General features: G+C 43.8%; 20 protein-coding genes and 1 tRNA gene. 11 read left to right on the forward strand and 10 right to left on the reverse strand.

The genetic code is table 11. The features are described from left to right. Positions 1 to 3: 3 nt before the first annotated feature. From M5J74_RS01775 to M5J74_RS01785, 3 genes are all read right to left on the reverse strand, one after another. Positions 4 to 963: a J domain-containing protein gene (locus tag M5J74_RS01775; protein WP_106545312.1), complete on the reverse strand. Its 960-nt coding sequence runs from the start codon at positions 961 to 963 to the stop codon at positions 4 to 6. 97 nt (positions 964 to 1060) lie between these two features. Beyond that, on the reverse strand, positions 1061 to 1891 hold the full coding sequence (locus M5J74_RS01780) for an inositol monophosphatase family protein (protein WP_106166189.1): 831 nt from the start codon (positions 1889 to 1891) through the stop codon (positions 1061 to 1063). A 17-nt stretch (positions 1892 to 1908) separates the two neighbouring features. Beyond that, on the reverse strand, positions 1909 to 2307 hold the full coding sequence (locus M5J74_RS01785) for a thermonuclease family protein (RefSeq protein ID WP_250015095.1): 399 nt from the start codon (positions 2305 to 2307) through the stop codon (positions 1909 to 1911). Between the two features lie 36 nt (positions 2308 to 2343). Between M5J74_RS01785 and M5J74_RS32455 the strand changes: the two genes are divergently transcribed. After that, the gene (locus M5J74_RS32455) at positions 2344 to 2478 is read left to right on the forward strand and encodes a hypothetical protein (RefSeq protein ID WP_255409948.1); all 135 of its coding nucleotides are present in this window, start codon (positions 2344 to 2346) and stop codon (positions 2476 to 2478) included. Positions 2479 to 2499: 21 nt separating this feature from the next. Here M5J74_RS32455 and M5J74_RS01790 read toward each other — a convergent pair whose 3' ends face one another. Further along, complete coding sequence (locus M5J74_RS01790) at positions 2500 to 2862, reverse strand: 2Fe-2S iron-sulfur cluster-binding protein (RefSeq protein ID WP_015152435.1); 363 nt, start codon at positions 2860 to 2862, stop codon at positions 2500 to 2502. Between the two features lie 129 nt (positions 2863 to 2991). Between M5J74_RS01790 and M5J74_RS01795 the strand changes: the two genes are divergently transcribed. Both M5J74_RS01795 and xerC read left to right on the forward strand, forming a co-directional pair. Next, a tRNA-Ser gene (locus tag M5J74_RS01795) sits at positions 2992 to 3078 on the forward strand. Positions 3079 to 3169: 91 nt separating this feature from the next. Beyond that, complete coding sequence (xerC, locus tag M5J74_RS01800) at positions 3170 to 4339, forward strand: tyrosine recombinase XerC (protein WP_250015097.1); 1170 nt, start codon at positions 3170 to 3172, stop codon at positions 4337 to 4339. 270 nt (positions 4340 to 4609) lie between these two features. On the opposite strand, the gene M5J74_RS01805 is transcribed toward xerC, so the two are convergent. Continuing rightward, the gene (locus M5J74_RS01805) at positions 4610 to 4969 is read right to left on the reverse strand and encodes a hypothetical protein (protein WP_250015099.1); all 360 of its coding nucleotides are present in this window, start codon (positions 4967 to 4969) and stop codon (positions 4610 to 4612) included. 24 nt (positions 4970 to 4993) lie between these two features. After that, on the reverse strand, positions 4994 to 5128 hold the full coding sequence (locus M5J74_RS32460) for a hypothetical protein (protein WP_256498656.1): 135 nt from the start codon (positions 5126 to 5128) through the stop codon (positions 4994 to 4996). 181 nt (positions 5129 to 5309) lie between these two features. On the opposite strand from M5J74_RS32460, the gene M5J74_RS01810 reads away from it, so the two are divergent. From M5J74_RS01810 to M5J74_RS01825, 4 genes are all read left to right on the forward strand, one after another. Further along, a complete protein-coding gene (locus M5J74_RS01810; RefSeq protein ID WP_250015101.1) occupies positions 5310 to 5471 on the forward strand; it encodes a hypothetical protein in 162 nt (53 codons plus the stop codon). Then, positions 5468 to 5815, forward strand: a complete 348-nt coding sequence (locus M5J74_RS01815) for a hypothetical protein (protein ID WP_250015103.1) — start codon at positions 5468 to 5470, stop codon at positions 5813 to 5815. The genes M5J74_RS01810 and M5J74_RS01815 overlap by 4 nt, the downstream gene beginning before the upstream one ends. Before the next feature lie 320 nt (positions 5816 to 6135). Beyond that, on the forward strand, positions 6136 to 7671 hold the full coding sequence (locus tag M5J74_RS01820) for an AAA family ATPase (RefSeq protein WP_250015105.1): 1536 nt from the start codon (positions 6136 to 6138) through the stop codon (positions 7669 to 7671). A 65-nt stretch (positions 7672 to 7736) separates the two neighbouring features. Continuing rightward, a complete protein-coding gene (locus M5J74_RS01825; RefSeq protein ID WP_250015106.1) occupies positions 7737 to 8192 on the forward strand; it encodes a hypothetical protein in 456 nt (151 codons plus the stop codon). 12 nt (positions 8193 to 8204) lie between these two features. Here M5J74_RS01825 and M5J74_RS01830 read toward each other — a convergent pair whose 3' ends face one another. After that, a complete protein-coding gene (locus M5J74_RS01830) occupies positions 8205 to 8480 on the reverse strand; it encodes a hypothetical protein (RefSeq protein WP_250015108.1) in 276 nt (91 codons plus the stop codon). A gap of 957 nt (positions 8481 to 9437) precedes the next feature. Between M5J74_RS01830 and M5J74_RS01835 the strand changes: the two genes are divergently transcribed. Genes M5J74_RS01835 through M5J74_RS01850 form a run of 4 tightly spaced genes read left to right on the forward strand, consistent with a single transcriptional unit; the run spans position 9438 to position 11713 of the window. Then, positions 9438 to 9794: a hypothetical protein gene (locus M5J74_RS01835; RefSeq protein ID WP_250015110.1), complete on the forward strand. Its 357-nt coding sequence runs from the start codon at positions 9438 to 9440 to the stop codon at positions 9792 to 9794. A 12-nt stretch (positions 9795 to 9806) separates the two neighbouring features. Then, positions 9807 to 10070 (forward strand): hypothetical protein, encoded by a 264-nt coding sequence (locus M5J74_RS01840; protein ID WP_250015112.1) that lies wholly within the window; start codon positions 9807 to 9809, stop codon positions 10068 to 10070. Positions 10071 to 10075: 5 nt separating this feature from the next. Then, positions 10076 to 10660, forward strand: coding sequence for a hypothetical protein (locus tag M5J74_RS01845; protein WP_250015120.1), 585 nt, complete (start codon positions 10076 to 10078; stop codon positions 10658 to 10660). 3 nt (positions 10661 to 10663) lie between these two features. Next, positions 10664 to 11713, forward strand: a complete 1050-nt coding sequence (locus tag M5J74_RS01850; protein ID WP_250015122.1) for a hypothetical protein — start codon at positions 10664 to 10666, stop codon at positions 11711 to 11713. 122 nt (positions 11714 to 11835) lie between these two features. Here the strand turns inward: M5J74_RS01850 and M5J74_RS01855 are convergent, their stop codons facing one another. The 3 genes from M5J74_RS01855 to M5J74_RS01865 all read right to left on the reverse strand — a co-directional run bounded on the left by M5J74_RS01855 (position 11836) and on the right by M5J74_RS01865 (position 15636). Beyond that, positions 11836 to 12117: a hypothetical protein gene (locus M5J74_RS01855; protein WP_250015124.1), complete on the reverse strand. Its 282-nt coding sequence runs from the start codon at positions 12115 to 12117 to the stop codon at positions 11836 to 11838. Continuing rightward, positions 12114 to 12374 carry a hypothetical protein gene (locus tag M5J74_RS01860; RefSeq protein WP_250015126.1) on the reverse strand — a complete coding sequence of 87 codons (261 nt, stop codon included), beginning with the start codon at positions 12372 to 12374 and terminating at the stop codon, positions 12114 to 12116. The genes M5J74_RS01855 and M5J74_RS01860 overlap by 4 nt, the downstream gene beginning before the upstream one ends. Before the next feature lie 67 nt (positions 12375 to 12441). Beyond that, on the reverse strand, positions 12442 to 15636 hold the full coding sequence (locus M5J74_RS01865; RefSeq protein WP_250015128.1) for a hypothetical protein: 3195 nt from the start codon (positions 15634 to 15636) through the stop codon (positions 12442 to 12444). Between the last annotated feature and the right edge of the window lies 1 nt (position 15637).

Below are 15637 nucleotides of genomic sequence, written 5' to 3' on the forward strand. Positions count from 1 at the left end.
TGTTTATTTTTTCTTGCCTCCAAATAGACCGCCAAACATTCCCCCACTTCCAGATGGCTCTGATGGTTTTTTCGACGCAGTTTTAGATGCAGTTTTATCAGAAGAGGCTGTTTGAGTGCCAGCTTTACTCGCTAGCCGATCTAACAGTTGTTTTCCTTCTAGGGCGATCGGATCTTTAGGGTCTAATTGTAGGGCTTTGTTAATATGTACCTTAGCCATAGTAGCCTGATTCTGCTTCAAATAAACCGTGCCAATTAAGCTATGACAGCGACTATTATTTGGCTCTAGCTTCAGCGCATCTTTCAGCTCTACACTCGCTGGGGCGAAGAGATTCTTTTCCATTAAAGACTGGGCGCGACGAAGATAGGGTTCAGCTGGCGATGGAGGTGACTCTGGCTCAGTTGGGGGAGGCGAAGATGCTGCCGGTCGAGAATGTTGGTTGGGAACCACAGATGGCACAGTCGTTCTAGCAACCATAAATCCAGTACCACCTTTACGCCCTAAGTAGACTAGGTTTAATTCGCTGATTTGACTAATTATAGGGATAATTCTTTCGAGAGATTCATACTGTTGTTTTGTCACTTCAGCGATCGCTTTTTGATAGACTTGGTCGATATCTGTGCTGTGTTGAAGCTGGATCGATAGTTCGTTTTTGAGCGAAATGCTGGTTGTTTCCTGAGCTAACCGCTTGCCCATCTCCCGCAGCATCACCATGTATTCAACACGACTGTAATCCTGGGATAATTTTTTATAAGCGGGATTGACAAGCTTAGACAGAATATGATTTGCCGCTTGTTTATCTGAAATACTTTTAGCCGTGCAAGTATCGGGATGTAAGCAGCGAGCAATAATCAAATAGCGTTTGCGAATTTCTTTAAAGTCGGCATCAATTGGAACGCCCAAAATTGCATGGCAATCTGTGAAGTCAAATAAAAATAATCCGCCATCAATCTTAAAAGACATATGTTTTTGTCTCACCTCTGCCTATTGCACGATCGCTGGAATGTGGTATTAGCGTGGTTTAATTATCACCACCAATCTAATAATTCCCAGATTGTGGCTAGGGATTATAATGACTCCAAGTTGAGAGTGGTGGCACTTGAAGTAATTCTTGGCTGAGACTTGAATGAATTAGTCCATTCGTGGCTAAAATCCTGCCAGTTGCTAGGTCGATTGGGCTACCATCATAGGCACTGACTTGACCCCCTGCTGCTTTGAGAATGGCAATTCCAGCAGCAATATCCCACAGAGAAATTCCCCGTTCCCAGTAGCCATCGATGCGCCCGCTGGCAACATAAGCTAAGTCTAAAGCTGCTGCGCCGCTGCGCCTGACTCCTTGAGTCAGATGAGTCAAATGACAGAATTCGGCATAGTTATTATCAGCTGTTTCGCGGCGATCGTAGGCGAAACCAGTTACCAGAAGACACTTACTCAGTTCGGCTGTGGTTGAAACGCTTATAGGTTTGCGGTTACAGGTCGCGATCGCCCCCTTTGCCCCTCGGAACAATTCATCACGATAAGGATCGAAAATGACTCCAACCTGTGGAACTCCAGCCACTAATAACCCAATTGACACGGCGAAACAAGGATATTGATGCGCGAAATTTGTCGTTCCATCTAAAGGATCGATCGCCCAACAAAATTCGCTGTCTGCATTCCCCTGCTTGCCCGATTCTTCCGCTAGAATGGCATGATCGGGAAAATGCCGCTGTAAGACTTCTAAAACTACCACTTCTGATGCTTTATCGGCAGCAGTTACTAAATCTCCACCCCGTCCTTTTTCTCTAACTTCTTCTAACTTACCTAAATAGCTCAGCAAAACCGCACCCGCAGCTAAGGCGGCTTCTGTAGCAACATCTAAGAATGTTTGGAGTTGTCGATCGTTTGTCATTTGTCATTTGTCATTTGTCAATATTCTCCCTTGTCCCCCTTGTCTTCCTTATCCCTCTTCTCCCCGACTCCCGCCATTTGCCGAAATTCAGTCGGGGTTTGCCGCATTGGTTGTTTCACATCCCACACGCCACGCCCCATGATTCTTGCCCAGGCTTGTGCTTTTTCCAAGCGCTCGTCATACTTACGATCGCGCGATCGCCCATCCCACAAAACATATCCCTCTTTCAGTAGTTGCTCGTTCAACAATTTGCCATTTTGCCACACATAAGCCCACTGTCGCCCAAATTTATCTGGCTGTCCGTCAAGTTCTAAGGTAACTGTCTTGCCGTTGACCGTTGCTTCTAGCTGCTGTTTAGCTGCGTGTCCCCAAGGCTGTTGCTGGATATCTGGGGCTTCAATTCCCGCAAGTCTCACTTTGAAAGCCTCCCCTCTACTTATGGCTTCTAGAGTTTGTCCGCTGACTACACGCACAACCTGCGCTGGCATTCCGTTATCGATCGCACGAAACTGACAACCCTGAATAAACAAGAGTGGGAGAAAGACAAGGGAGACAAGGAAGACACGGGAGAAACTACTACTCACTAACTGATAACTGATAACTGATGACTATTCCTCATCCAAAGGTAATCCCGACCTAACTCTACCTTTGGCAAAATAACGCCCAAATTGCAGTTCATAAACTTCATCTTCGTCTTGGGTTTCTACTTCCATGTCAGAACGAGCATAACTAACACATAACAGAGCATAACCGCGATCGCGTAATTCTGGTGAAAGTCCCATTGCCTCTGGCTGATACACTTCTCCCGATAACACTCTGACAGCGCAAGTCGTACAAGCACCATTACGGCAAGAAAATGGTAATTCTACCCCTTGTTGTTCTGCCGATCGCAAAATGTATTGGTCTGCGGGGACTTCGACAGTATGAATTGTACCGTTGGCGCGATCGTGTATCCGAATTGTATGTGTCATAAGCAATTTTGAATTTTAGATTTTGGAGCCACTGCCTTGCGGAGGTTTCATCCGTTAGAGCAAGTGACACGATTTTAGATTGGTTTGAAAATATTCTTTTCTATTGTATGATGGGAGATCGCGACACCTGGAGAGGTGGCCGAGTGGTTGAAGGCGCAGCACTGGAAATGCTGTTTGGGGGCAACTTCAACGTGGGTTCGAATCCCACCCTCTCCGTTGCATATCAATGCTTTCAGCCTTTGTCAGGTAAAAACATATGGACGCTCCTAGCTCTAGATTTCTATCAAGCCATCTATCGAGCGGGTTTATGGATATCGAGGTAGGGATTGAGTCATTTAGGGGCAAGCTACGTCTGTACTTGCCTTCTAAGGTATTGGGAGTAAAGAAGTACATTTATACTAGACTGCCGGACAGTGACGAAGGATGGAGGCAGGCTAGGCAGCAAGCAGTAATCATCGAAAATGATATTGCTATTGGAAAGCTGGATATCACACTAGAGAGATACAAACCACGGGATGGTGGAACGTATCTATCAACCGTGATAGAAATTGGGAAATCAATATCTCTATCGGAGTTGTGGGAAGGATACGTTAAATACCGGACACCACAGGTATCTGAGACTACGCTGAAATTGAATTACAGGCGGATTGCTAGTCATATTGAGAAATGCCCGTACAAGGGTCTAGAAGGGGCTGTAGCGATCAGAGACTACCTGTTGAATACAACTAGCCCTTACACGGCTAAGAGGGTGTTAACGCAGTTAAATGCCTGCTGTAACTGGGCATTGGATTCAAATCTGATCGATAGAAATCCATTTATCGGGATGGCTGGGAAGATAGATGCTCCCACCGCGCCAGAACAAGATATCGATCCTTTCAGCAAAGAAGAAAGGGATGCTATTATTCAAGCCTTTGAAGAACACCCCAAGTACAAGCACTACGCTAACTTCGTGAAGTTTCTATTCATGACTGGATGTAGGACTAGTGAAGCCGTAGGGTTGAGGTGGAAACACATCAGTAAGGATTGCCTCAGAATCGTGTTTAGCGAGGCTATAGTCAACGTTTCCAGCCGTGGGATACAAAAGGATACCAAGACGCATCAAGCCCGTAGATTCCCCTGCAATCCACAGCTACAAGCATTTCTCTTGAGCATTAGACCCAAGGACTATAAAAAAGAAGAGTTGGTGTTTAAGTCGCTGACTGGGGATGTAATCAACTCACACACTTTCAGCGCGATGTGTTGGAAGGGAACGACTATCAAAGGGAAACACTACGAAGGTATCGTGTCGAAGCTGGTAAAGGAAGGGAAGGTGGAGAGGTACAGACCACAATACAACACTCGACATACATTCATCACGATGGCTATTGAAGCAGGAGTTACACCAACACAAGTAGGGAAGTGGGTAGGTAATTCCGCTGAAATGATCATGACTCACTATTGTGGTGTGCTGGATCGGGTGCAAGTGCCTGTGATGTAGCTTGGTCTTCAGTGAGATAACAGAATACAGAATAGCCAGGTAATCCATTAGACCCCTCCGTTTCAAACCGCACGGTTCCAAATGCTGATTCTATCGTTGCTTGGTAGGTTCTAATAGTCTCTACTAATGTGTGGATTGTACTTCTCTAACACCTCACTTATCTGGTCTTCGTTTAGTAATGCCGCAGTCTTTAATCCAGTAGCAGTAGGGATTTCAGCCCTTTTAGGTTCCCATTGTGCCGCAGTTACGAAGCGTCTTACTGTTGACTCATCAACTCCAGCTATCCTTGCTACTAAAGATGAGAGAGTATAGACCCGATTCATTGATTAGTACTTGATTATAAGGTATTTCTACCTCCGTCGCGTTTCCCGACTCTGCATTTATACCTATGGTTGTCTTGTCTTCAGTGAGGTAGCAGAACTTAGCTGATTGAGCAAATCCCCCTTGTGGTAATGGTTTACCCTGCTCGATTTCAAATCGGACTGCGCCAAACGTAACCTCTATCTGGTATTGGTAGTTGTAGATTGTTTTCATTAGGCTTGAATGTTCGATACCTAACTCTTGAGCAATCAATCTTGAATCTACTACCAACGTACCATCAACATGTGTAATAACTACTAACGATTCCATTTCTTTTCTCCTAACTCTTGGTAATTAAACTAATTGATACGTAATTGCTAACCCTACCAAATGCTCCTCTTCAGGTGGAATATAGATGTGGTTATTCTCATCGCGCATGAAGTCACCCTTACCCTTAACACGATAGAGTCTACCTAGCTCAGACAACATCTCATTGAAATTCACAGTACAATCCCATTCCTTGGAATACTTAGTGACTATCTCTCTGATATTACCCACAATCTTAGGCTTAGCTAGGTATTCTCTGAGTGCTTGCCTGATTAGGTAAGTGACTCCACTCTAGAGTTACCCATGCTATGATAGTAGTACAAGAAAACCAAGGAGGTAAAACTTGGCTACTGACAAGAAGAAATTATCAGTTTACGTGACTGAAGAGGTAAGAAAAGACTTAGAAGCACTAGCCAAGCTAGAGAGTCGGTCTATCAGTAACTTACTAGAATCGCTTGGCAAAGAGGCAGTTAGAAAAGCCAGAAAGGAAGGGAAAATTCAATGAAAGAAGATGCTAATGAGTTCATCAAAGAGTTTGAAAGGTTTGATAAAGCAGTAGATGATTGGGCTGCTACTTACCTAGAACACGACACTAGACCAGATGCTAAAGAAAGATTAGGAAATTATTTCTTAGCCTTTTCAGAGGTGCTTGCTAAAGCTGATGAAAGTATCAGAAAAGCAGTTAACCTAGCGGTTAATAATGAAAGATACTTAGAAATAATAAATCAATCCTTCGACGAGGTACACGCCTTCGGAAATCGTATAGGCATTAGTAGGAGAGAAGTACATGATGTAATCATGTTCGTACTAGATGATTTAAAGCGAGAGGAGGAAGAAAGGAAAGTCTAAGGCTAAGAAATAAAATAGGCGTACCGAGGAAGAGTACGCCATAATTCAAGGAGATTACACCAAGCGTTAGTTAGGAGAATTGACCGTATGACTCACAACTCACAAAGGAAACGTAGGAAATGTCAAACTTCAGTCATCCCATTCAAAGTTCCAACACTTCCAGTCAACCTAACGACTCACAATCACACAATCTCAATTCCACTTATTCAAATTCTAACAGTATGAAGACAATCGGTAGAAGCTTACTTGACCTCATTAACACACCCGTTAAATCCAATGACCAGTGGTTGTTTAACGGCTTACTAAAGCGTAAGAGAAGCATGGTTTTAGCTTCTCCACCTAAGACAGGTAAATCGAGCTTCGCTACCGACTTAGCCTTTGCAGGACTTGCCGGACAGCCTATAGGAGATTTGATACACCCCGTAGCTCCAATGAGAGTTTTGTGGTGGAGTACGGATGAAGTCCTAGACGAAATTATGGAACGCTTTGAAGAACACCCCATCAGCACTCTAGGAGAGTCTCTAGCTAATATTCACGTCATCTCTAAAGAAGACGCTATCGGACTACACAACAAGAATGAAGTCAAGGGAATAGCTGAATTCTTCAAGCCTGACTTTATCATCGTGGATAGCCTACGCGGAATATTAGACAGCTCTGGATTTGACGAGAATCACTCTGCTGCTGGAGAATTCTCATCCTGGTTGCACAAATTTTGTAACCAGTTCAATACAGGAGGGTTACTACTACACCATCTCAACAAGAAAAAAGAAGCATTCGGGACTAATCGAGTGTCTGGTCATGGTGGGATAGTCAGTAACTCTTCTGGCGTAATGCTGATGAGAGACAAAAAAGAAAGCCTAGAGATAGACACAAATAAGGTACTGATGGTTACTGGAAGAGGCATAGCACCCTTCAAGTACCACATCAACCTAATGCACTCTAGTGAGTGGCTAGAACACGGCTCATGCTTCGATTACGTAGGAGAAATCGAAGGAGATAACACAACCTCAGCCTCAGACGTGGAAAAGGTACGTCAATTCTTGATGTCTAACTTTGGTACACCACACGATGCAAACACCATCAGTAATGGTACGGGAGTTAAATACCACACTACCCGTCAGGCTCTAGACCGAATGGTTACGAATGGCGAGATAAACAAAATCAAGCCAGATATCCCAACTTCCAAACACCACAAGCTCAAATGGTTCTATGGGTATGGTGAATTATCTATGACTTGTAGCATTGATAATTCTCAACAACACACCTCAGTAGATGATATTAAGGAGGGGGGGATAGACTTGTATCAATCATCCTCTAATCCATATATATCAATATCTCCAACAATGCTACAACATGAGAATTCTTGTAGCAATGATGAGATAGAAGATAGTGTTATTGAGAATGAAGATTTATCAATGCTACAACCCCCCACCCCTATACCTGATTTGTGTACCAATGATGATGATGGTGTAGAAGATGAAGACGACGATTACAAAATAGAAAAGCCTACAGAGATAGGTCAGATGTGTATATTGCATCCTAGAGCAGCGAATGACTTGGAAGAGTACGTCAAAGTACCGATGGTGTTGATAGGTCTAGGTGAGGAGGATGGTGTTGGTAAGTTCAACAGGCTATCGTTCCACTTACAATTTAAAGATCATGAGAAATACGCTGGATCGCATCAGCTAGACTGGCACATCGACGACTTCATCAGGATCAATAGCAAAGAAGAGATTGATGTCGTGTACAGCAAAGCACAACAGCAGAGAAAGAATAAGCCCAAGAAAGTTCTGGGTATGTCCGCTGACTACGAGCCAACACAAGAGCCTAGAAAGTCCAAGAAGCTCTTGACATAGATAAATATGGGGGTCGTGGCTAGCGACCCCTTACACCCCATTACTACACGCTGGAAGGCAATTCAATGGAAGACCCCACACCACATCTATCCTTAAGACCGCAGACAGAGCTAGAGATAGCTGCATTTGATAAGTTCTACGACTACATAGGGATACACGACTCATATTTAGCAGCATTGATCGGAGCTGTCATCTACTGCGGTAAATGGCAGTACTTCCAGGAATATGGAAAGCTGGGAGGGACTAACTTTGTCCTACTGTGTCCCAATGAGGAAGTAGCTAAGGGGCTATTGGACGAGGACACGCCATATGACCTGTGGTTTTACATGCAGAAGTTCTGGAATGTAAATGAGATCTCGATCCTGACTAGCAAAGATCTTCCACATCCTCACTATTACAAAGACAACTTCATCAGCGATAGATATACGTTGATGCAGATTGGCAATGATAAGGTACAAGTCTATAGGTATCCCAGCTCTAACACGTGGATGAGGATGGAAAGAGTGGGGAAAGTTAAATAACGCTCCAAACTTCTATTCACAATCACACCAGTAGATTTTTATTCCGCTGGATTCTGTTTTGCTTTTCACTGCACAGCTTCTAGTACAGGATGTCTTCCTGCAACCATAGTTTGGATAACTTCCAGAAAGATCGCAGCCACCTGCAACGTTTGCTGTTTCAGGAGATGAACTACGCAAATCTTCCAGAGACAGAAATTCAATTGAGATTTCTTCTTCTGTTTCAGTAACCCTAATAGCTGGTGATGTAATGCGAATAGGTCTATTTTGCTTATCTGGAGAAACTGTCATGTGATTGAACCTTATTTTATAGTTTTTAGTAATTGAAACTGCATATGCTGTCTCAACACAATCTTTGCTTAATCCAATAGAAATGTATCCAAATTGACAAATAAGTATAACTTTCTAGTTATATATTCATTAATTCATCAAACCTTGACTTATATCCACCCCGCAAACTTTGCGAGAAGTATTTATACTCTGTGCCAGTTGATAAAGTGTCTACTACCTCTTGACACGACCATTAGCTGACAGATAATCTTAGTCTTAATAATGGTTCCGCAGTGTTGCGTCCCTCCGACTGATAATCAAAGATTCAATATCTTAGATATTCTAGTCGTGTTACTGCGTCTGACTTGTAACACTCCCTTCTTCCCTCCAACACGAATCTGTAACAGCAAGCGTAGTCCTTCCAAGATACCCGTAGCCCCACTCCAGGGGCGTAGGGGGTAGTGGACGGAGCGTAAAGCTGGGACAGATGAGTGTGTCAATACACGTAGCATAAATTTTGTTTGTGTAATGAGTGAAGTGAGTGTGGAAACACGAGCTGAACGAAGTCGATTGCACAGATTTGGTAGCACAAATTTAGTAATGGTAATGCAAGTACAGCCAAGATAATCTTTCCCCCCGTAGGGTAATCAATAATTATCAGGGGGGAGTGAAAGTATTGCAGTGTATGGCTTTCAATAATCTAGGTTACGCAAATTTCCATTATCGTAACCTTGTATGCAGTATGCAGATGTGTGTTGAACTAGGATAATCCATAGATAATACTCTATGATAATCATCGAAAAGCATGGCGATGATGAACTCAATCCCATACATTATGAAAGAATTATGAGATACTATATGCAACTAATTGCATAGCACCTCATTCTCATAGTTGAGGTTGTGTGGTTATGCATACCTATTTTCCAGCAATATCCAATGCTACAATATTGATAGCCATTCAATAGCCATGCTATATTCATGCCTAAAGAATTCGATGTCAACTCTAAGGAACCTATCAAGCTCAATGCTTCTCCTGAATTCAGGAAGCTCGTAGCATTTGGAGCAAAGGCAGAAGGATTCGATAGTGTAGCTGAGTTTATCAAGCACGCAGTATCGGAGCATATGACCGTGTACCATAATCTCACGGTGTTTGACTTCGAGCAATATGACGTACAGACAGTCGAGTCAATACAAAAACGTTTAGCACTAGAGACTAGCAAAAGAATCAAATTCGAGAAGGAACTCAAAGCTCGTAGAGCAGGGGATAGGCATCTTAGAGACATTCTCAAGGCTTATGGCATGAGAGAAGAGATTATCAACCAACTACTAAAATAACGGAGGTGTGTAATGCCCAGAAAGAAAGCTGAATCCAGTAAAACAGTCAATAGCAACACGACACCAGTACCTAAAGACCTGATATCTACCGATAACGATCTCACACCTGATTCCAATGGCTTCATTACGATCCGTGGGAAGAAGTACCATCCTTGTCAGCTTCCACCACACTGGAAACAGTACTATAACCCTGATGTTATAAGGAATGTGGCTATAGATGGTAGTGTCAGCATCACTAAATTCGATGCTCCCTCTTTGAAAGGACAGGATGACTGAAAACTATGCCCAGAGTCAACTTAGGTAAAACTTCCATACCTCTAGAACCTACCAATGGACGCGCAAAGAGGAGAATGCAGAAACAAGAACTTGATAAACAAACACAGGCACTAGAGCAAGAGACTTCTATCTCTACTTCTGTGTGTCTTTCCGATAGCCTGCTGCACTATCTCAAAGCCTTCGTTCAACACAACAACACTACCTTTGATGTTGCTGTCTGCGCGGCTATAGAAGCCTTCTTGGAGTTAACCAAGGGCATAGAACGTCAGGAGCCTTTCAAGCCGCGTCACGAATGGTACTTGAAGCAAGAAAGAAGAAACTTCAACTCTGCTCTCTCCAACTTCAAATACCCGATGATGGGTGTAACTAAGATTCCTCGTAAGACCATACCTGTATTCAAAGCACACATTCAATTTTCCAGAGAGAAAAGCACCTGCACTAATTTCATGAGTAGTGTCTCGCTACTCAGAAAGTTTGAGGCTTTGTGTAAGAAGCACCAGATTGATTTAAGTGACGGGGTATCACAAGCGTTAGAGATCTACCTACACGAATTCATTGATAACTATCAAAAGCAAGAGAGGAAGGCTTAGAGTATGACCAACCAAGAATGGCTACCGCAGAATGGAGAAGCTGACACCTATGGCAATGCTCCTCTTGAGGATGCGCCACAACAGAACGTAATGCGCGTTACTGAAGCCAATATCACTCGTGTAGTAGATAAGCCTGTAGAGGAATCAAATCCACTCTACGACCACATCAGCAAGCTATCTGATGAAGAGTATGCCAAGCAAGCTGATGCTGTCTATCAGCAGGCTTTTCAAGATCGTGCATCCAAGCAAGAAGCAGGGCTAGGACATCTCGACGATAAGAAAGTCCAGAGATTAGATTCTGTAGTTCAAAACCTAGTCGGTAGATATGGAGAAGCTTATATCGACTTCTTAGATGATATGTGGACGAGTGCCACTCAGGATGAGGATTTCGTAGATAAGTTTCTTCCTGAATACTTTCAAGAGCAATACCCTGTAGCAGACGAACAATTTTTAGAATTTTCGAGGTTGAGGTATGGAATCTCAGAGCGTGAAGTATCGGCGTATCTGGACTATATTGCTGCTCGTCCTGATAAGCAAAGGGAGTTACAAAATCGTGCAAGCCTACAACGCCAGCAACAATCCCTACAAGCCCAACACCAGCAGCTACACGATAAACAAAATCTTGAATCACAAGTAGACCCTAACGAATACCAGCAACTTAAGCAGGAGAAGGAATATAGGGCTTACGTGGAGCAGGTAGAGAGTAAGTTGAAGAATGATTTGTGGAAAGGGATTAGTGCTGATGAATACAATCATCGTCTCGATCAAATGAGAGAAGCATTCCCTTACCTACCACCTGAGATCCAAGCATTGGAACATACTCCGCAAGGTATTGATGTCATTTGGACTTACTTAGAAACCAAACGACAGCAGCTCAGTAAGCCTAAAGCTCCTGCCGTACCTACATTTGAGCGTAGTAGGGGTAAAGCTCAACCACCAGGTCAGAAGCCCATGTTTACCCAATCTGAAATTGATTCTATGGACATGGCTACTTACGAGAAGAATATCGATCAGATCTACTATGCCTATGCCAACGGCTTAGTACAGAAGTAATGACCCCAGTGCATTTGCACAAATTAATTAGCCTCCTTCAGTAATTTAGGAGGCTTTAAAAGCGGTCTACAATTGAAAATAGAAAGTTGGTTCGTTGGGTTGGAGGTGTGAGTCTGTTACTGCTACACCTCTTTTTTATGGTCAACTTTCTTCCTGATTTTCTTTGCTTTATCACACGCAGACAACACGCTTAGAAATGGTGTTTGATTTTCTTTTTCGATGACTAAAGACCATTCCCCTAATTTGGTTTCGATGAAGAAGTCATCTAGAATTCTTGTTAAGTTGAGTCTACTTTGAAATAAGTAATCCTCTAAAAGAGTTACTGACAGCATTCTCTGCTCTGTTGTATCAGCTTCAATTGCTGACGAGAGGTAAAGTAATGCTTTTGCTGCTCCTGGTATCATGACTGCACCCCTTGAAGTAGTCGTTTATGGAGAATGGCTATTTGGTCGGCTAAGTTGATGCTTTGGTTGTGGGATGAAGGTTTTTCACTTTGAAAATTCTTCGTTTCCTTCTCAACCATTTCACCAGCTAGCTTGTGATCGGAGATGATTAGTTCTATCGCTAGCGATATTGACTTGAGGTCGTACTCTGCTTGGATACGCTTGACATAGCTTCCAAGCTCATCATTCAAGTACGTTGCATATTTTTCTCTTTTCATAGTGTTATTCAATGGCTATTGAATGGCTATACATATATACTAGCTTGAAAAAGTGGACTAGACCACATTAGATACAGTGCGTTACATCTGGCTTAGCATCTTCAGCAATTTGCTTCTTGGTTTGTCTTTCAGCCATTTGGAGAGACACAACCTCTTTCTGCTGCTTATCAATTCGAGCGATTTCCATTAGTTCGTCTTCACTATCAGCCATCCTATGAGCAGCACGTAGAGCAGCTTCTTCAGCCTCATCTATGTTTCTTACAGTCTGCTGTACCAAATGGGAGTGTAGGCGGGATGTAGCCTCTTTAAGCTGCACCTGAGCAAACACGTCATCAGGGTATAGATCCCTGTGTCTGACAGCTACGTTAAACCCTTCAGTAGCCTGCTCTATCATCGTGCCTCGTCCTGCTGTAATAGCGTCATTGATAGCCGTTATACCGCGAGTAGCACCATTATCAAGAATGGCTACTATCGTTCCTCTATCTTTGTAGTTCCCTTTCACAACGATCGCGTCATAGCCCATATTCCTCAAGTCCTGGTTTACTAAGCGTTGGAAGGATAGAACCTTTGCTTCAGGAAATTCATGAGGATTGATATCGCCCACAATCTCATCAAGGGAGGTGTAGTAGCGTGACAGCGGTTTACCTGCTATCTTCTCGCTGAATTCCTGTGCTACCTCATCACCAAAGAACTCTTTTACTGCCGTTCTAAACACGATATCGACTTCTCTAGGAGGAGCTACCATACCATCTAATGGATTGTGGATCTTGGTAGTAACTTCATACACCGATCCAACTTGATCGAATTGACGATTAGCTGCTGGTAGGTTGTCATTGATAAACTTCTTGGCGTGTTCTCCTGCTTCCTCCATATCGCTAGTTAAGTAAATAGCTGGTCCAAATTCAGATCTAGCAGCTCCTTCAATTGGATCTACCATGTCTAGCGTCAAGTTAAGATCGCTCACCTTAGAGCCGTGATACAGCCGTAGGCTATTGACACCCTCAGCCAACTCTGTAGCTATTGGTGAGGGAGTACGTTTGAGTGGGATAACTTCACCACCATCCTCTATGAAGTCTCTAGGCTTGGGTGTTGGTACTTGCTCAAGTAAAACCTGTCTGCCGATGTTTGGTTCGTCTATCATGCTATCCATTCCACGCATCATGATTTCCTGTTCTTCAGAAAATTCACTTCTGAGCTTGGCTTCGATAGCAGAAGCATCGGTATATTCTTGTTTGGCAACTAAATATTTCTGAGTCGATATCATTCCTTCTGGACTACTGGCGTGTAGTTCCTTCGGTAATTCCTTCTGTACTTCCCGCAGCACCCCAGGCTGTAACACGTCCGGTACGTTAGTCTCGTTATCTAGCAGTCGGTCTATGTCGTGTCGTAGCTTGACTTGCTCCTCTGGCGATGCAGTCTTCATCTGTTCTAACTTCTCCATCACCAGCTTTCTAGATGCTTCTTTGGTAGGTGGAACGGGATCGGGAATGACTACTGTAGGTGGTTCTTGAGGCAGCAGCTTTGTTTCGTCTAGAGGGGGACCATATTTCGACATAACACTCTCTAGCTCTGGGTTTTGTGTCATGACATTGAGCCGAGCCGTAGAGTATGGTGTAGTCCTAGTAGGTGGAACTATGCCCACAAACTTACCCATTTGCGTTAGCTGCTCGTTAGACCTTGGAATCTTATGTAGTAAATCTGAATTAACTCGATAGGCAGTAGGGGGGTTTGCTACCTTCTCCATCACAGCAGCAGTGTTAGGTACTACAGGAGCCGTAGGACGTGGTTCTACTACCACTTTGGCTATTGGCTTGGTTACTGTTGGCTGTACCACACCTCCACTACTCAATAAACCTGGAGGTTGGTTGACTGGGGATACTGCTTTTACCTGTTGCTTTGGTAGATTGGATGCTGGTTTCTTGATAGCTTCTGTCGTAGCTTCTTCTACGGTTCTAAATTTGTTAGCTACCTTGGCTACATCGCCTAACCCTCTATCTACTAAAGCACCAGCAGCCACATCAGCAATAAAGCCTCCCGTAGCTTCAACACCCTGAAGCATCTTCCCGCCAGGTACTTTGATGATTGGCTTACCGTCTAATCCTTCAAGAACAAAATCTGGGACGTTGATGTTTTCGTTACCTGTGATTGCTTTCTTTACTGCTTTGATTCCACCCCACGTCCAAGGGTTAGCGACTAGGTTGTAGAGTACGGAACGATTCTGTAGTTCTGTAATTGTCTTGGGCGCTGTTTCAGAACCTACAAACCCTAGTGGCTTTTCCGGTGTCTTTTCTTGGGAGAAGTCATAGTTCTTACCTATTACTGCTTGTACTGTTGCTGGTGGCTGATTGGATGTAGGTGGTTTGTTTCCCGTAACCTGATTGTATATGTCGGTTAATGCTCCTTTGGCTACGTTCTCTCCCAGACTGAGGGTGTAGAAAAGTCCACCTAGTACGCCCTTCCCCCACTCTCCCCACTGTCCGCCAGTAGCAGACAATACGGGAAACTGGAGGTAGTTTCTAGGATCGAGTGGATTCTTAGCTATTTCCTGAAAACCTTGCACAGTCCCTTTTATAGGATCGAATGACACATCTGTACGTTGATACCCTGGTATTTCACCGGATTTAAGTGGATTTCTGGTGGAATCAAATTGTGGTTGTTTGGATGACGTACTTACTCCTTGTCCTGGTGGAATCTGTGGTACATCTTCAGCAGCAGCCCTAGCAGCAGCATCCTTTTCACGCATCAATCTAATGCGCTCTTTCATATTTTCGTTATAGGCAGTGAAGCTAGGGCGCTCATACAACACGGGAAAATGCTGCTCTCTCAGGATGATACTTTGTGCATCCCTGTCTAGCTGGCTTTGAAAAGCTAACTGTTCCTTTTGAATCTGTAAGTTTGCTTCAGCACCATACACGGAATCAGCAATGTAAACACTATCATCAATTGGTGGTGGGGCTGGCTCAGCAGCAGGCATGGTAGGAATAGTACCGCTTAGTAGCCCACCCTCTAGACCATCTCTAGGTACTGTGGGAGGCATTTCCAACCCATAGGACACATCAGAATCCTGCATTGGCAGTAGTAGCTGTTCCTGCAAGCTAGGCTCTGGCTGGTCGTAGGAAATATAAGGAGACGTTGCATCCTCTTCAGGAAGCGCAGGTGGTGCAGGCGGGGCTGGTGGTTGGGGTGGAGGAGGTGGAGGAACCTGGACGTTTACATCATTCCTTGGATCGTTGCTTCTTCTTAAATCGTCAATTAGTCCCATG

This window comes from Chroococcidiopsis sp. CCNUC1 (assembly GCF_023546805.1).
GTDB lineage: Bacteria > Cyanobacteriota > Cyanobacteriia > Cyanobacteriales > Chroococcidiopsidaceae > Chroococcidiopsis > Chroococcidiopsis thermalis.

Excerpts from the sequence above, each read along its gene's own strand:
- M5J74_RS01775 (WP_106545312.1), bottom strand. The coding sequence starts at position 963 with ATGTCTTTTAAGATTGATGGCGGATTATTTTTATTTGACTTCACAGAT.
- M5J74_RS01780 (WP_106166189.1), bottom strand. The coding sequence starts at position 1,891 with ATGACAAACGATCGACAACTCCAAACATTCTTAGATGTTGCTACAGAA.
- M5J74_RS01790 (WP_015152435.1), bottom strand. The coding sequence starts at position 2,862 with ATGACACATACAATTCGGATACACGATCGCGCCAACGGTACAATTCAT.
- xerC (WP_250015097.1), top strand. The coding sequence starts at position 3,170 with ATGGATATCGAGGTAGGGATTGAGTCATTTAGGGGCAAGCTACGTCTG.
- M5J74_RS01805 (WP_250015099.1), bottom strand. The coding sequence starts at position 4,969 with ATGGAATCGTTAGTAGTTATTACACATGTTGATGGTACGTTGGTAGTA.
- M5J74_RS32460 (WP_256498656.1), bottom strand. The coding sequence starts at position 5,128 with ATGTTGTCTGAGCTAGGTAGACTCTATCGTGTTAAGGGTAAGGGTGAC.
- M5J74_RS01815 (WP_250015103.1), top strand. The coding sequence starts at position 5,468 with ATGAAAGAAGATGCTAATGAGTTCATCAAAGAGTTTGAAAGGTTTGAT.
- M5J74_RS01820 (WP_250015105.1), top strand. The coding sequence starts at position 6,136 with ATGGTTTTAGCTTCTCCACCTAAGACAGGTAAATCGAGCTTCGCTACC.
- M5J74_RS01825 (WP_250015106.1), top strand. The coding sequence starts at position 7,737 with ATGGAAGACCCCACACCACATCTATCCTTAAGACCGCAGACAGAGCTA.
- M5J74_RS01830 (WP_250015108.1), bottom strand. The coding sequence starts at position 8,480 with ATGACAGTTTCTCCAGATAAGCAAAATAGACCTATTCGCATTACATCA.
- M5J74_RS01835 (WP_250015110.1), top strand. The coding sequence starts at position 9,438 with ATGCCTAAAGAATTCGATGTCAACTCTAAGGAACCTATCAAGCTCAAT.
- M5J74_RS01840 (WP_250015112.1), top strand. The coding sequence starts at position 9,807 with ATGCCCAGAAAGAAAGCTGAATCCAGTAAAACAGTCAATAGCAACACG.
- M5J74_RS01845 (WP_250015120.1), top strand. The coding sequence starts at position 10,076 with ATGCCCAGAGTCAACTTAGGTAAAACTTCCATACCTCTAGAACCTACC.
- M5J74_RS01850 (WP_250015122.1), top strand. The coding sequence starts at position 10,664 with ATGACCAACCAAGAATGGCTACCGCAGAATGGAGAAGCTGACACCTAT.
- M5J74_RS01855 (WP_250015124.1), bottom strand. The coding sequence starts at position 12,117 with ATGATACCAGGAGCAGCAAAAGCATTACTTTACCTCTCGTCAGCAATT.
- M5J74_RS01860 (WP_250015126.1), bottom strand. The coding sequence starts at position 12,374 with ATGAAAAGAGAAAAATATGCAACGTACTTGAATGATGAGCTTGGAAGC.
- M5J74_RS01865 (WP_250015128.1), bottom strand. The coding sequence starts at position 15,636 with ATGGGACTAATTGACGATTTAAGAAGAAGCAACGATCCAAGGAATGAT.